Genomic DNA, 16,161 nt, shown 5'->3' with positions numbered 1-16,161 from the left:
CTTAAACCTATTTAAATTACACTGCTTACTTTGATTTTCTCTAATTTTTTTAGTTCTATCATTATTATTTTCTTGGTCATTCTAAACATTACTGGATGCCAGCTTATTCCGTATTCAAAAAAAGATATCGATTTAAGTAACAACAATGTTGCCATTGATAATCAAGACCCACAAGCTGAGATTTTTTCACAATTTATAACCACGCTTGGACAAGATGTGCCGGCCTCAAATAATGGTTGGAATACCGACAATTTATTAGCATCATTATATTTTTACAACACAAAAATAAAAACAGCACAGAAACAATATCAAACTGTCAAAAGTGATGAAGTCATAGCAAAATTTCGACCACAGTCATCCATTGGAATCGAAGTGGGCTCAGGAGATGGTGCTAACGATGACTTATCCAAAGATGTTGAAGGCTTAGGGGTGATGTTCCCGTTTGAAACAGCAAATAAACGATTGATTCGATATGAAATAGCACTTAATACATCCCAATCAGCCTATGAAGATTATAGGTTGCTTTCATGGAATGAAAGATTAATGTTGATTAATGCACTCACCGAATATGCCTTTAATATAAAAAAAATAAATGCTATAAAAAATGAATTATTCTCTCGTCAATCTGTTTATCTGATGACAAAAAAAAGGTTTGAAAAAGGATTAGAAGATAATATTCAACTGCAACAATCAAAAATTGCTCTTCAGGTAACTGAAAATACACTAAAGAATCTTCAATTAAATCAACTCAGAATTCGTAAACAAATTGCTCAAAACGCAGGGATTAAGATACATCATTTAGAAAAAAATCCTATCCTTGCCGATGACATAATTAATAACCTGATGAATAAAATTGAAACTATTAATGATGAAAATATTTCTTTTACGCGGGAGCAAGCGATTCAAACCAGAATTGACTTAAGAAGAGATCTAGCAAGTTATGCAAAAGCTGAAGCTAATCTCAAGCTTGAAATTGCTAAACAGTATCCAGATATCAAATTTAGTCCTGCTTATTTATATGACTTTGGAGATAAAATTTGGACACTAGGAATATCTACTCTCATTCCCAACTTAGAAAAAAACAAAGCATTAATTGCCAAAGCAGAAAAATTCAGAGAGTCAGAATCTTCAAAGATAATAGATCTACAACTGAAAATATCTAACGACATTGATACATTGTTGTCTTACTTAAATGACTCATCAGAAAAATATAATAACGCCAAGATTTTATATGATGAAAAGGAATTACTACTAATCAGTTTAGAAAAAAAATTTAATAACGGCATTCTTAGTCGTCTTGAACTCGAACAAGAAAAAATAAAATTATACGAAATTGATTATATTTATTTAGATAGCTTATATAATCGAATTCAGGGAGGTTATGAGATTGAAAAAACATTTCATATCCCATTTGTTAGTCAACTGCACGTAGAAAAAGAACCAAATGAATAAAAAAAGCTTAATGATTATTGTTATTCAATCATTCGTGATTATTTTGCTTATTTGGGTCGTTATTTTAATGGGCAGTGATGAGTTTGTAGATGATGATTTATTTGATGAAGAGGAAACCTTGTCGTTTATTGAAGTAAATGATGAAGGTTTAAATCAAATAAGATTGACAGAAGCGATAGTAAAAAATAGCGGCATTCAAACTACAAAAATTATCAGCTCAAATAAGCAATCCTCATTTTCTAATTATGGAATAGTTCAGGCGACAGATACATTAATTGATCTAAAAAATATATACGATCAGTTAATGCAAGAAATCAATACATTACAAAATCAAATTAATACAGAAGAAAAAAAATATCTCGCATTTGTTGATTTAAATGCAGATGGAAAAAATATCTCTGATCAAGCTCTTCTTGATCAACAAACATTAGTCAATAATCTGAAAGTGTCTGTTGAAAAAAAAGTAGTTTTAAAGAAAAATCTCCAACAAAAAGTATTATCCCAGTGGGGCAATAAATTTTATATGGCCATTACTGGTAAAGCTAAAGATAAACAATTAAATCCTCTACTTAATGGTGAGGCTCGATTAGTAAAAATTACCCTCCCCTCTAGCGATAGTGATAACTCTATCCCGCATAAAATAATTTTTACACCGATCAATGGTAATAACGAAACTGAGGGGATATATTTAGATAAAGCACCTACCATCGAACCCAGTATCCTTGGTCAAACCTTTTATTATTTAATTCAATCTCCTGATATAAGAATTGGATCAAAGCTGATTGGTTTTTATAAAGAAAAACAAAACAATGATAAACAAATGAATCGCTATGAAGTGCAAAGCAGCTCAATAGTTTGGAGTAACGGTTTACCATGGGTCTACATTGAAGAAGAGCCTTTTCTCTTTGTGAAAAAACCAGTCTCTCTTGAAAATGAGATTAAAGATGGATGGCTGGTAATTTCGGAAGCACTTTCAACAAATGACATTATTGTTTCCAAAGGTGCTCAACTTCTTCTATCAGAAGAATATAAGTATCAGATAAAAAATGAGAATGAGGATTAAGTGTCATCATTAATAAAATTTTCAATTAAATATGCTGGAGTGATTATTGGTCTGGCTTTAATTGTGGTTGTGTACGGTATCGTTCAAATTAAAAATAGTCCATTAAATGTTTTTCCTGAATTCTCCCCTACCCAGGTAGTTATTCAGACAGAGTCCCCAGGCTTTTCTTCTGATCTTGTCGAAAAATTAGTCACCCGCCCGATTGAGGTTATGGTTTCTGGAACAATTGGCATAAAGCAGATTAGGTCTCAATCCATACCAGGACTTTCAGTAGTTACTGTAGTTTTTAATGAAGACACGGATATTTATAGAAATAGACAATCCATCACAGAAAAACTATCAACGCTCACAAATATCTTACCTGCTAATATTATCCCTAAAATTACACCCTTAACCTCTTCAGCATCAAGTGTTCTTGGGATTGGTTTAACTTCAGCTACCGCAAATGAAATTGAATTAAGAACTTTTGCGGATAACGTTATTATTCCGCACTTAATGAGTGTAGAGGGTGTAGCCGATGTTAATCGATTCGGTGGAAAGGTCAGGCAGTATCAAATCAAAACAATTCCAAAAAAATTATTAGAAAATGATCTGAGCTTACAAGATATATTCACAGCTGCACAAAAAGCATCAGCTGTTCGAGGTGGTGGTTTTATTCAAAATGAAAATCAAAGAATTATTATTAACACCGAAGGCCAGGCGCTCACTATACAAGAACTTGAACAAACATCATTAACCAACCAACAAGGAAAGCAACTCAGGTTAAAAGATGTAGCAATTATTGAGGATGGGTTTGTTCCATCCATAAGTAGTGCGTCAATCAATGGTCAAATTGGAGTTTATTTGTCCATACAAGGTCAACTTGGATCGGACACCTATGAGTTAACTAAAAACCTTGATATCGCAATCCAATCTTTATTGCCAATTGCTGAAAAAGAAGAAATAACTATACATCCAGAACTTTTTAAACCCGCAAATTTTATTGATGCTTCAATAAAAGGTCTCAGGGTAGATATTATTATCGGGGCTATATTGGTTATTGGAATTTTATATCTATTCCTCTTTAACTTTAGAACAGCCTTTATTTCAGCAATAGCTATCCCCTTGTCTCTTTTATCTGCAATTTCTGTCATGAGTCATATGAACCTAGGTTTAAATGTTATGGTGCTTAGTGGTCTGGCGATCGCTCTGGGTGAAGTTGTTGATGATGCCATCATTGATGTTGAAAATATTTTTCGCCGGCTTCGAGAAAATAAAACTTTAAAAAATAAGAAACCTCTTTATCAGGTTGTTTTTGAATCCTCAATGGAAGTCAGAAAATCAGTAGTCTATGCAACACTCATAATAGTTATTGTATTTTTACCATTATTGTCATTAACAGGGGTTGCTGGCAAGCTCTTTGGTCCATTAGGGATTGCTTACATACTTTCTATCTTGGCATCACTTTTAGTTGCACTCACCGTTACACCTGCGATGAGCTTTATGTTGTTAGGGCAAAATGAGAATTTGAACACTGAGGACTCACCAGTCATTAAGTCATTAAAAAGAAACTATCGTAAATTACTGCTTAGCATTGAATCGCACTCTAAAGTTGTCTTAATTATCTCATTATTTGTAATTGCATTTGGACTATCTTTTATACCCTTATTTAAAACACACTTTATCCCACCCCTGAATGAAGGTCATTACATTATGCACATGACTGCATATCCAGGAACATCTGAAAATGAGTCACTGCGCATTGGTAATTTAGTTTCAGAACAGCTTCTTCAAATCGATGGTGTGCAATCTATAGCTCAATGGGTTGGGCGTTCGCCGCTTGGTGCAGACACATTTGGAACTCATTACAGTGAATTTGAGATTGAGTTGTCTAAAAAATCTGGAGATGATCAAAGGAGAATCTTGAAATCAATTCAGGATATTGTTTATGATAAGAATAATGGTTTTGTTGGAGTTAATTTTGCAATCAATACTTTTTTGACTGAGCGAATTGAAGAAACTATCTCTGGCTACAATGCAGCAGTGGTTATCAATCTGTACGGTAAGAATTTAGATACACTCGATCAGGATGCCATTAAAGTTGCTCAAATGTTAGAGACTCTTCCAGGCTCAAAAGATATTATGTTGCAATCTCCTCCTGGAAACCCTCAAGTCAATATTAAATTGTTACCAGAACAACTAACTAACTATGGTATTTCCCGTGCAGATGCTCTAGATGTAATCCGAGCAGCCTATGAAAATTTACCGGTAGCACAAATTTATGAAAGGATGATTCCAGTTGACATTGCCGTTACAATAGATTCAGAATTCAAAGATGACCTTGAAGATATTAAAAAATTACCCCTCAGCTCTTCTTCAGGTCAGATTGTTGAATTAGGAGATATTGCTCAAATAAGTCAGGTTAGTGGACGATCCAAGATACTGCATCAGGGTGGTAAGCGAGTGCAAACAATAACATCTAATATTAATAATTATGACCTAAATGATTATGTGAGTAATGTAAAAAAAGGTCTCGAGCAACTCCAGCTGGGTTCAGGAAATTATTTCGAGATAACTGGTGAGGCACAAGAAAATGCTAAATCACGTGAAGATTTGATTGCGCACTCGGCTATTGCAATTGCTGGGGTTCTTTTGATGCTCTATATTGCATTTGGGACATTAAAAAATCTCAGCTTAACTCTCCTTAATTTACCTTTTGCTTTAATTGGAGGTGTGATTGCAGCCTCGCTTCATGGGGGCTGGATATCAATTGGCTCGCTTGTTGGGTTCGTGACACTATTTGGAATTACATTAAGAAATTCGATAATGCTGATTTCACATTATCAACATCTTGTGGATTACGAAGGTCACGCATGGAATTTAGAAACATGCATCCTCGGGGCATCGGAGAGGTTACCATCTATTTTAATGACTGCCCTGGTGGCTGGTCTCGCCCTGCTTCCGATTGCAATTGGTTCTGGAGAGCCTGGAAAAGAAATCGAAGGTCCTATGGCCATGATCATTATCGGAGGTTTATTCACCTCTACCATTTTAAATCTCTTAATATTACCTACCGTTTTACTGAATTATGGTGATTTCAAAAAGACAAAATTTTTAAACTTCTAAAGATTTAATTTCTTTGGCGAGTGCATAATCTTTTTCGGAAATTTCGCCGAGATCATGGGTGATTAATAAGATTTTAACCTTATTATATGAGATAAAAATATCTGGATGATGGTCTGCTTCATCTGCAATTTTTGCGACTGCATTAACAAAATGAATTGCATCTTGAAAGGTTGAAAATACAAATTCTTTAACAAGCAATTCATTTTGAATCGTCCATTCAGTTAAATCTGCTTTAATTTTACTCATTAATTCTTCATTCATTTTAATTACCTTCTAAAGTAGGAAATAGCTTTTTCAATATTTGCAGCTTTATTAAATATTTCATTGTACTCACTTTTTACTGTCGAGCTTTTAGTAATACCTCCTCCCGAAAAATATTCTAATTTTTCATCATAAGCAATTAAGGATCGTATTGCGATATTAGAATTCAGGGTCTTATTAAAAGATAAATAAAAGATTGATCCGCAATAAACCTCTCTAGAAAAACTTTCTAACTCACTAATAATTTCTATTGATCTTTTCTTTGGAGCACCGGTAATTGATCCACCGGGAAAGCTGTCACAAAATGCAGTCCATGGAGATATTTCTTTCTTCAGCTGTCCTTCAATAGAGCTCACTAGATGATGGACGTTTGGATAACTCTCAATGGTAAATAATTTTTTTACATTAACAGAACCTGTGTCACAATTTTTTCCTAAATCATTTCTGATCAAGTCCACTATCATTAAATTTTCTGCTTTATCTTTCTCGCTGGAGCTCAATTTCTCATAATTATCGCAATCTGACTTTGGGTCATCCCCACGTGGCATGGTGCCCTTTATCGGTCGCGAGGTGATAGTTGACCCATTGACTGAAATAAATTGCTCTGGCGAGCCTGAAATAATCGCATAATCTTCAAACTTCAAATAGGCCATGTAGGGAGATTTATTTATTTCACGAAATTTTTTATAAAAAACCCATGGATCTCCTGAGTATTTAGTAGAAAATTTTGTGGCTAAATTAACCTGGTAAACATCACCATCGATAATGTATTGCTGGATCTTATTAAATTTACGTTTATAGTCCTCGAAAGATTCAATATTCACTATTGGTTCTGTGATAACAAACTCATCGATGATCTCTTTTTCATGATTCAAGCATTGATCATAAATTAACTCTGCATCTCTTTTTTTATCAAAACTAATAAAGTATGTTTTCTTTTCAAGGTGATCAACAAGAATAGTATTTTTATATGCATTCGCTCTTGCATGAGGTAAAACTGTATCCTTTGTGCTTTTTTGACCAAACTCATATGAGAGATAACCAATCAAGCCGCCTGTGAATGGCAATAAAGAATTATTTTCATAGCTATCTAATAAACCTGAATAAATGACATCTACAATCTCAGCAAATGATTCATCAGATAAGAAAGATGTACCATCCTTAATGATTAGAGTCTTAAACCCCTTTTGAATTATTTCTATAAAAGGATCCCAGCAGATCAAATCATATCGATTAAAATCATTTAGATGGTTATTAGCTTGAAAACAGCTATCAAGAAATATCGGAGTGCGACTCGAAGCGAATTTATCAAACCAGATGGATGAGTTTTCTTGATAAGGAAGATCAAAAATATGCATTCTAAAAATTTTAAACAAAAAAGGGAGCTAATGCTCCCTTTTTAATTAAAAAAAATGGATATTACTCTAAATTAGCATGAATCGCTCTCATGCCTTCCTCAGTTAGACCCTTGTCAAAGATAATTTCCGCAATCACTGCCTCTAAGTAAACTAATGTTGATAACTCAAACACAGTACCCATTGGCATACCTTCCGTGTAGGTCGAATAACTGTCATCATTACCAACTTGTACAACCAAATCAGCAATCTCAGCCATTGCCGAACTTGTTTTTTGTGAAATAACCGCAATCTTGCCACCCTTCGATTTTGCCGTTTCAAGAATAGGTAATAGAGTCTTAGTTCCACCAGATCCAGAAATTACTACAAGTAAGTCACCATCCTTCATTGCAGGTGTAACAACCTCACCCACCATATTCACTTGATAACCTGAATGAACAAGACGCATTGCAAAGAAACGTGAAACAAGTCCAGAACGACCAGCTCCACCAACGAAAATTCTTCCAGCACCGTCAACAAGTGCTTTTAATTTAGCTGCATTACTTTTATCAGTTTCTGAAAGTACTGTAGTTAATCTATCTAAAATAAGTTTTTGTGTATCCATTCAGCATCCCTTAAATTAATGAATTCATAAATAAAACAAGATAATACCAAAAAAAATCCCGACCTGAGTCGGGATTTTAAAAAATACTAGATTTTTACTCGATTAGTGAGCAATGTCTGTAATTTCTTTAGCAGCAGCAGCTGGATCAGCAGCGCCATAGATTGCAGCACCAGCAACGATAATTGCAGCACCAGCATCTTTAACTTGTTGAGTTGTAGCAGCTTTAACACCGCCAGCAACTGAGATTTTAGCGCCTGTGTTCAGAGCAGCAATAGCAGCTAAATCTTCAAATGGTGTATGACCAGCAGCTTGAGCGTCAAGACCAGTGTGAACACCGATGATTTGTGCGCCAGCAGCAACAGCTTCTTTAGCTAAAGTTGCTTTGTCGTCAACGTTGATCATATCAACTTGAACTTCTTTGCCGTATTTTTTAGCAGCTGCAATAACGCCTTTAATTGTTGCGATACCTGAAGCGCCAAGCACTGTACAAATGTCAGCACCAGCTTTATAGAATGGCTCAGCTTCATATTCGCCAGCATCCATTGTTTTAAGGTCAACTAAGATTAAGTTGTTTGGGAACTTAGCTCTTAAAGTTTCTAATAATTTGATACCGTTGTGCTTAATGCATGGAGTACCAATTTCTAAAATATCAACATTTGCTGCAACTTTTTCAGCTAAAGCAACTGTTGCGTCAAAATCTAATGAGTCTAATGCGACTTGTGTTAATGCCATCGTTTATATCTCCCGATAAAATTTATAAAAAATAGAATATCTACCTATTTCCTGTTAGAACGGGAATATTATAGGTAGATAGTTTTCTTGTCAATTCAAAAAAGCTTACAGTTTCTCAGCAAGTGCTTTTTCAAGTTTATTTTGATCAACAACAAAGTTTCTAATTCCTTCAGCAAGCTTCTCAGTTGCCATCGCATCTTCATTATGATCGAATCTGAATTGTTCTTCGGTTAGTTTTGCAGGTTTTTCGGTTTTAGCCCCATTATCAACCAGTTTCTTATCTAAAGTGCCGTCAGTGTTCTCAAGCTCAGTAAGTAGAGCAGGAGCAATAGTTAATCGATCACAGCCAGCTAATTCAGTAATCTCGCCGACATTTCTAAAAGATGCGCCCATAACAACCGTGTTGAAGCCATGTTCTTTGTACCAGTTGTAAATTCTGGTTACTGACTGCACGCCTGGGTCATCAGCTGGAGCATACTCTTGACCAGTTTTTGCCTTGTACCAATCCATGATTCTTCCAACAAATGGAGAAATGAGGAAAACACCAGCTTCAGCACACGCTCTAGCTTGAGCAAAACTGAATAAAAGGGTTAAGTTACAGTTAATACCCTCTTTTTCAAGAATTTCACCTGCTTTGATACCTTCCCATGTAGAAGCTAATTTAATAAGCACACGATCATTAGATACGCCAGCATCGTTGTAAAGTTTAATGAGCTTTTTACCCTTCTGAACCATCTTGTCGATATTAAAAGATAAGCTTGCATCAACCTCTGTCGAGATACGTCCTGGGATGTGATTCAGAATCTCTAGACCAACAGCCACAGCTAACTTGTCTGCTGCATTTTCAACTTGCTCCTCCGTAGAACCTCCTTGAGCCTTTGCATAAGCAATTGCTTCTTCAATCATTGATTCACATTGTGGAAGTTGACTAGCCTTTAATAGTAATGATGGGTTTGTTGTTGCATCAACAGGCTTAAGCGTTTTAATTGCATCAACTTCACCAGTGTCTGCAACAATAGTGGTCATTGATTTTAATTGTTCTAATAAAGATGCCATTTTTTTCTCCGTTTTGACTTTTTCAAAGATTCAAACCAGTCTGGGTTTAAACCTTAATAATGAATAACTCTATATTTTTGGGGAAATATCCAAAGAACTAAATTCTAACAATATCAATTAAAGACTGCAATTATTATTAAATCTATGAAAGATAAAATAAAAAACATTGATGAACTTTATGTGGAAGATTCTCCATGAGCTCACTATCTACCGATGAATTAGTTTGATTATTTAATGCTAATTTGTGAATTTCTTGTCTGTATAAAAGATATGCTTTTTTGAGAAGCATTGACTCATCACTTTTAATTAACTGATAATTCTCCAAAGCTTTAATTAATGCCAAGTTACCTATATTTAACAATAAATTTTCATGTTTATTTGAATACATCAATACAAAAAACTGGACTAAAAACTCAATATCAATTAACCCACCTTTATCATTTTTTAAATCGAAACTATCAGCTTTGAAGTTATTCTGACTATACATCTTTTGACGCATTTTAAATATTTCATGTTTTAGTTCTTTAATGTTTCTCGGTTTAGTTAAGACTTTGTGTCGTATTTTGTTAAATTTATTGTTTAAAGCTTCATTTCCGTAACAACACCTTGCTTTTGATAATGCTTGATGTTCCCATAACCATGCTTGTTCCATTTGGTATTTTTCAAAAGCATCAAATGAGCTGACCAACAAGCCATTATTCCCATTAGGCCTGAGAGCTAAATCTAATTCATATAAAATTCCAGCATTTGTGTAACTAGAAAACCACGTGCTTAGCTTCTTGGCAATATTAATAAATTCTGACTTATCATATCCGGTATCTTCATATAGAAAAACAATATCCAAGTCAGATGCATAGCTCATCTCCTTCGCGCCATATTTTCCATAGGCAACAATAGCAAATGAATCAAAAAGGTCGTCATTATTAAATTTTTGTTTTAGAAAATCGATGGTGATGTTAATAAAAAAATCAGCAATGTTCGACAACTCATCAGAAACCGCTTCCAATTTAATTTCACCTTTAATTTCCAAAATAGCGAGTTGAAAAATTAACTTATGCTTAAAATCTCTCAGATAATCTAATTGCTCATCTAGGCTTTTGAGTTTAATTAACGTTTCCAAGGTTCGTGCATGTAATTCGTCATAGTCAACTTCATAATTGCCATGATTAATTAAAAGGTCATCAATCAAAATTGGATGTTTTTTAATATAATCAATAATCCAAGAGCTATAAGAGGCAAACCTAATAACTGATTTAAAGCAATCGGTATATTCAATAAAAAATGTGATGTAATTTGATCTCGAAGATATTGTTTCAATAAGGTCGAATACCCTTAAAAAAACTTTTTGGTCTTTCTTGTAATTATTGATGAGAATTTCTTCATCTAATAATCTAAAAAGAGTAAGAATTTTTTCTTGATTTGAAATAGATAATTTATTCCAGCGTTTTGACTTTGCTAAATTATCAACCAAATCTTTATTTTCTTTATCATGGAATTGACCCACCTCTTCTTCATGATCATTTTCGATTTTGAAAAAATTAACAAATTGAAAATTAATAGATTCTCTAAAGCTATTAAGCTTCAATAAAAACTCTTCAGAATCTAACTTAAAGCTTTGTGATAAAAGATTTAAGTCATCGCCTCCTGGTATCAAATGAGTTTGTTTGTTATCAAGATACTGAATTCTATGTTCGGTATTCCTAAGAAAAATATAAGCTGTTTTTAATTTACTATATTCGTCCTTATTAAGGACCTTTTCATAAAAGATTTGTTGCAAAGATTCAAGCGTATTTTTTACTCTAAGATGTGGATTTTTTCCACCCCTAATCAGTTGGATTGCCTGAACAATAAACTCAATCTCTCTAATTCCGCCAACACCCAATTTAATATCATTTAGTTTATTTTTTTCATTTAAATCTTTTTTGATTAATTTTTTTAAATTTCTAATCTCGGAGATCGTTTTATAGTCCAAATATTTTCTATAAACAAAAGGGGTGATTAGGTTAGAAATCTTATCTTCATTACCAACAATCACTCTATGCTTTATCCATGCATAGCGCTCCCATTCTCTGCCGTAATTAAGATAATAGTCTTCAATAAAATTTAATGATGGGACTAACCTTCCTTCACTGCCATGAGGTCTTAATCTAATATCAACATGAAATACAAAACCATTCTCATCATTATTTTCGAGTGCGTAGATAATTTTTTTTGCTAACTCTAAGACCTGTTGATTATCAGACGTGTCATTGTCATGAGCAAATATTAAATCGATATCTGAAGCCACATTAAGCTCTTGGCCCCCCAATTTTCCCATTGCGATGATATAAAAATTTTCTTTTTTACAATTAAAACTCTCAGCATAAAAAGTAAAAGTCTTTTGTATAACGAGATCAGCAAAATATGAGTAGATGTCTACAACATCTTCATAATGAATAATTTGTTTTAAATCACAAAAAATTAATCGCATTAAGATTTTATTTTTTGCGATTCTAATTGATCTTAGAAAGCTTTTTTCATCATGGACATCGAACAATAAAATATTTTCAACATCAATTTTACAAAAAGACTCTGAGTATGATGCTCGAATGTATTCAAGGTACTCATCATTTTTAATAAGTCTAGCAAAGTAACGACTTATGCTTGAAATGTATGCAATATCTTTATCAAAATCTTTCATATACTTGAACAGGAGTTTTAACTAATGTTACATTAATTAATGACATTTGATTGTGAATTTGGCAGAATTACTAGTTTTGGTTAAAAGCATCCATACACATATTAATTACGAGTAAAACATCATGGCAGATTACGTTATCCCTTTTGAAAATTTGAGAAACACTGACGTTGGTTCAGTTGGTGGAAAAAATGCATCACTTGGTGAAATGATTTCTCAGTTAACACAAAAAGAAATTCGCGTTCCAACCGGATTTGCAACTACCGCTTTTGCATTTCAAGAATTCTTAAAACATGATGACCTTGGCAACCAAATAACCAAAGAGCTAGATGGATTAGATATTAATGATGTTCAAAAACTTGCCGCATCTGGAAAAAAAATTCGTAATTGGATTATGGAAACGCCTTTTCCAGAAAAATTGGATAGTTCAATTGAGGAAGAGTATTCCAACTTAACCCAAAGATCATCTGAAGGCATGACATTTGCAGTTCGATCATCTGCAACTGCAGAAGATCTTCCTGATGCATCATTTGCCGGTCAACAAGAAAGCTTTTTAAATATTCAGGGAATCGAGAATATTAAAAAAGCAATTAAAGAAGTGTTCGCATCACTGTATAACGATCGTGCAATTTCTTATAGAGTCCATAAGGGTTTTATTCATGCAGACGTATCTATATCAGCAGGTGTGCAACAGATGGTAAGAAGTGATATTGGATGTGCTGGTGTAATGTTTTCAATTGATACCGAGTCTGGTTTTAATGACGTTGTTTTTATTACATCTTCATACGGACTAGGTGAAACTGTGGTGCAAGGTGCCGTGAACCCGGATGAATTTTACGTCCACAAACCCCTCTTAAAAAATAATTTCCCCGCCATTGTGAAAAAAACGATCGGTTCAAAAAAAATTAAGATGATTTTTTCCGATCTAAATGAAGCTGGTAAAAGCACAAAAACTCTTGATGTTGATGTTAAGGATGCGGACCAGTTTAGTCTCTCAAACGATGAAGTCTTAGAGCTAGCAAAATATGCAATAACTATTGAAGAACATTACGGCTGCCCAATGGATATTGAATGGGGTAAAAATGGTATCGATAATAAACTGTACATTCTCCAAGCACGTCCGGAAACAGTAAAATCACAAAAGAAAAATGTCACAGAAACCTTTAAGCTAAATGAAACTAGCAAAGCCATTGTCGCTGGACGAGCAGTCACACAAAAAATTGGGGTGGGACCGGTGCGAGTTGTTACAGATCCTAATGAAATGCACACTGTTCAACCCGGAGATGTTCTTGTAGCAGATATGACCGACCCAAATTGGGAACCTGTTATGAAAAGAGCCTCAGCTTTGGTTACTAATAGAGGTGGAAGAACATGTCACGCTGCAATTATTGCTCGTGAACTTGGTATTCCAGCGATTGTTGGCAGTGTAAATGCCACAGAATTACTAAAAGATGGTGATCTTGTTACTGTGTCTTGCGCTGAAGGTGAAACTGGAATTGTATATCAAGGTAAGCTGGATTTTAATGTTGAGATTCAAGAAGATGGTGAGTTACCTACTCCACCTGTTAAGGTCATGATGAATGTTGGCAATCCTGATATGGCCTTTACCTTCGCCCAAATTCCAAACCATGGCGTTGGGTTGGCACGATTAGAATTCGTTATTAATAATATTATTGGTATTCATCCAAAAGCAATTATTAATTATGATGCTATGCCAAGCGATGTTAAGGAGGTAATTGATCAAAAGTCAAAAGGTTACTTAAATCCGGAAGATTACTACATTAGCAAAGTTGCTGAAGGGATAGCTACATTGGGTTCTGCTTTTTATCCAAATCCCGTTATCTTAAGAACATCAGACTTTAAATCAAACGAATATAAAAAATTAGTTGCAGGAGAAATTTATGAGCCTGATGAAGAGAATCCAATGATTGGATTCAGAGGTGCAGCCAGATATCAATCTGAAGAATTTAAAGACTGTTTCGCTTTAGAGTGTAAAGCCTTAAAAAAAGTAAGAGATGAGTTAGGTCTTACTAATATCCAAATCATGATTCCATTTGTGAGAACTCTAAAGGAAGCAAAATCAGTTCTTGCAATATTAGAAAGCTATGGCCTCAAAAGAGGAGAGAATGATCTTAAAATCATTATGATGTGTGAGGTACCATCTAATGCTATTCTGGCAGATGAATTCCTAGAATTATTCGATGGATTCTCAATTGGATCAAATGATTTAACGCAATTAACCTTGGGAACTGATCGTGACTCCGGTATCTTAGCTGATGGTTTTGATGAAAGAGATCCTGCGGTAATGAAACTTATTGAACAAGTAATTAATTCTGCAAAGAAAAAAAATAAGTATGTAGGTATTTGTGGGCAGGGGCCATCAGATCATGATGACTTTGCTCAATGGTTGGTGGACAAAGGAATAACATCTGTATCTTTAAATCCCGATACCGTGATTTCAACATGGAAAAAAATTTCTAAATAATGTCATCGGATAACAAAAGGAGAGCATTCTTTATATCTGATGGTACAGGCATCACAGCTGGCTCTCTTGGTGGTTTGTTAGCTCATTTCCCTGATACAGAGTTTGAACAAATTAGGATTCCTTTTACTGACTCTCATCAAAAAATTGAAGATGCTCAAAAAAGAATCGTCAATGCAAAATTGATCAATGGAATAAGACCAATTGTGATCATGTCTATTGGAAACAATATTCTACGCAGCGAACTTAAAGAGGTGGATGCTTATTATATTGATTTATTTGAGTCCTTTATCTTCCCGCTTGGCGAAGAGCTAAATCAAGAACCCCTGACTCGTCCCGGGGTGGCCCACAGTATGAACGGTGCTAATTATGGCAATCGTATTGAAGCCATTAATTTTGCTCTAGGCCATGATGATGGAATGACTCATAATGGACTCAATCAAGCTCACGTTATTTTAGTGGGAGTTTCAAGAAGTGGAAAAACACCAACAAGTATTTATCTCGCCATGCAGTTTGGTATTAAGGCTGCAAATTATCCTTTAATCCCTGAAGATTTTGAAAGAGGTACTATTCCTCCAATCCTTGAAGGATACATGGATAAAATCTTTGGTCTCACAATTCAGGCAAACAGGCTAAGCTCTCTTAGAAGTGAAAGACGGCCAGATAGTCACTATGCAAGTCTTGAAAATTGTAAAGATGAAATTAAGAAAGCCGAACGATTAATGCAAAAACTTGGAGTCCCGATTGCAGACTCAACCAGCCGTTCTGTTGAAGAACTTTCGGCGATTATCATTCAACATATCAATAAAAGCTAATTAATATCAAATGGTTTTAGTATTTTTTTGATGTCCTTAGATTCAGGATTGGTCATACTGGAAAAGACATGCACTTTTTCAAAGTTTGGCATGACTACGAATTTATAGAAATTCCACATGGGCGCCTTACCCGTAACATCACTCAGTTTTTGATAGATTGGGTTTGCCTTGGGGCCAACTACACTGGATTTTTCCATCATTGGAAATTCAACAGCATAAGTTAATTTACAAAACTTTTGAATCTCCTCGTTAGAACCGGGCTCTTGATTAAAGTCGTTTGATGGAAAGCCAACAATTAAAAGTTTGTCTTTATTGTCAGAGTATAGCCTCTCAAGATCCTCAAATTGGGAAGTAAAGCCACACTTACTAGCTGTATTCACAAAGATAATAGGTTTATCTTTATGCTCACACAGATTAAATTTATCACCCTGAAGGGTTGTTAAAGGGGTGTCATAAAAATCACCACAGGCACCGATACCTACTGCCGGAAAAAGAAAGAGTGAAAGTACTGATAATATTTTTTTCATTAAATACTCCTTAAGTTATTTATTGATAAGCA

12 protein-coding genes are annotated in these 16,161 nt (G+C 34.5%); 5 read left to right on the top strand and 7 right to left on the bottom strand.

Going from position 1 to position 16,161, the window contains the following annotated elements; all coding sequences use genetic code 11:
• The first annotated feature begins 30 nt into the window (after positions 1-30).
• The 3 genes from QFA95_RS03155 to QFA95_RS03145 are packed head-to-tail and all read left to right on the top strand — an operon-like array spanning position 31 to position 5,620.
• On the top strand, positions 31-1,452 hold the full coding sequence (locus QFA95_RS03155) for a TolC family protein (RefSeq protein ID WP_486463382.1): 1,422 nt from the start codon (positions 31-33) through the stop codon (positions 1,450-1,452).
• Complete coding sequence (locus QFA95_RS03150) at positions 1,445-2,515, top strand: hypothetical protein (protein WP_486463381.1); 1,071 nt, start codon at positions 1,445-1,447, stop codon at positions 2,513-2,515. Before QFA95_RS03155 ends, QFA95_RS03150 begins: the two co-directional genes overlap by 8 nt.
• Entirely contained in the window at positions 2,516-5,620 is a 3,105-nt protein-coding gene (locus tag QFA95_RS03145) for an efflux RND transporter permease subunit (protein ID WP_486463380.1), read from the top strand.
• On the opposite strand, the gene QFA95_RS03140 is transcribed toward QFA95_RS03145, so the two are convergent.
• The 6 genes from QFA95_RS03140 to glnE all read right to left on the bottom strand — a co-directional run bounded on the left by QFA95_RS03140 (position 5,609) and on the right by glnE (position 12,308).
• Entirely contained in the window at positions 5,609-5,881 is a 273-nt protein-coding gene (locus QFA95_RS03140; protein WP_486463379.1) for a 4a-hydroxytetrahydrobiopterin dehydratase, read from the bottom strand. The genes QFA95_RS03145 and QFA95_RS03140 overlap by 12 nt on opposite strands.
• Positions 5,882-5,886: 5 nt before the next feature.
• Complete coding sequence (gene pabB, locus QFA95_RS03135) at positions 5,887-7,239, bottom strand: aminodeoxychorismate synthase component I (protein WP_486463378.1); 1,353 nt, start codon at positions 7,237-7,239, stop codon at positions 5,887-5,889.
• Between the two features lie 61 nt (positions 7,240-7,300).
• On the bottom strand, positions 7,301-7,840 hold the full coding sequence (gene hxlB / locus QFA95_RS03130; RefSeq protein ID WP_486463377.1) for a 6-phospho-3-hexuloisomerase: 540 nt from the start codon (positions 7,838-7,840) through the stop codon (positions 7,301-7,303).
• 102 nt (positions 7,841-7,942) lie between these two features.
• Positions 7,943-8,572 carry a 3-hexulose-6-phosphate synthase gene (hxlA, locus tag QFA95_RS03125; RefSeq protein ID WP_486463376.1) on the bottom strand — a complete coding sequence of 210 codons (630 nt, stop codon included), beginning with the start codon at positions 8,570-8,572 and terminating at the stop codon, positions 7,943-7,945.
• A 105-nt stretch (positions 8,573-8,677) separates the two neighbouring features.
• A complete protein-coding gene (gene tal, locus QFA95_RS03120; protein ID WP_486463375.1) occupies positions 8,678-9,628 on the bottom strand; it encodes a transaldolase in 951 nt (316 codons plus the stop codon).
• A 142-nt stretch (positions 9,629-9,770) separates the two neighbouring features.
• The gene (gene glnE, locus QFA95_RS03115) at positions 9,771-12,308 is read right to left on the bottom strand and encodes a bifunctional [glutamate--ammonia ligase]-adenylyl-L-tyrosine phosphorylase/[glutamate--ammonia-ligase] adenylyltransferase (RefSeq protein WP_486463374.1); all 2,538 of its coding nucleotides are present in this window, start codon (positions 12,306-12,308) and stop codon (positions 9,771-9,773) included.
• A 121-nt stretch (positions 12,309-12,429) separates the two neighbouring features.
• On the opposite strand from glnE, the gene ppsA reads away from it, so the two are divergent.
• Together ppsA and QFA95_RS03105 are read left to right on the top strand one after the other, a co-directional pair.
• Positions 12,430-14,790, top strand: coding sequence for a phosphoenolpyruvate synthase (ppsA, locus tag QFA95_RS03110; RefSeq protein ID WP_486463373.1), 2,361 nt, complete (start codon positions 12,430-12,432; stop codon positions 14,788-14,790).
• Complete coding sequence (locus QFA95_RS03105) at positions 14,790-15,602, top strand: pyruvate, water dikinase regulatory protein (RefSeq protein ID WP_486463372.1); 813 nt, start codon at positions 14,790-14,792, stop codon at positions 15,600-15,602. Before ppsA ends, QFA95_RS03105 begins: the two co-directional genes overlap by 1 nt.
• Here QFA95_RS03105 and QFA95_RS03100 read toward each other — a convergent pair.
• Positions 15,599-16,129 (bottom strand): glutathione peroxidase, encoded by a 531-nt coding sequence (locus tag QFA95_RS03100; protein WP_486463371.1) that lies wholly within the window; start codon positions 16,127-16,129, stop codon positions 15,599-15,601. The genes QFA95_RS03105 and QFA95_RS03100 overlap by 4 nt on opposite strands.
• Positions 16,130-16,161 lie beyond the last annotated feature (32 nt).

The organism is Candidatus Methylolitoribacter marinus (assembly GCF_051853155.1).
Taxonomy (GTDB): Bacteria; Pseudomonadota; Gammaproteobacteria; order Burkholderiales; family Methylophilaceae; genus BACL14.
This window is presented reverse-complemented; position numbering and strand designations above follow the sequence as displayed.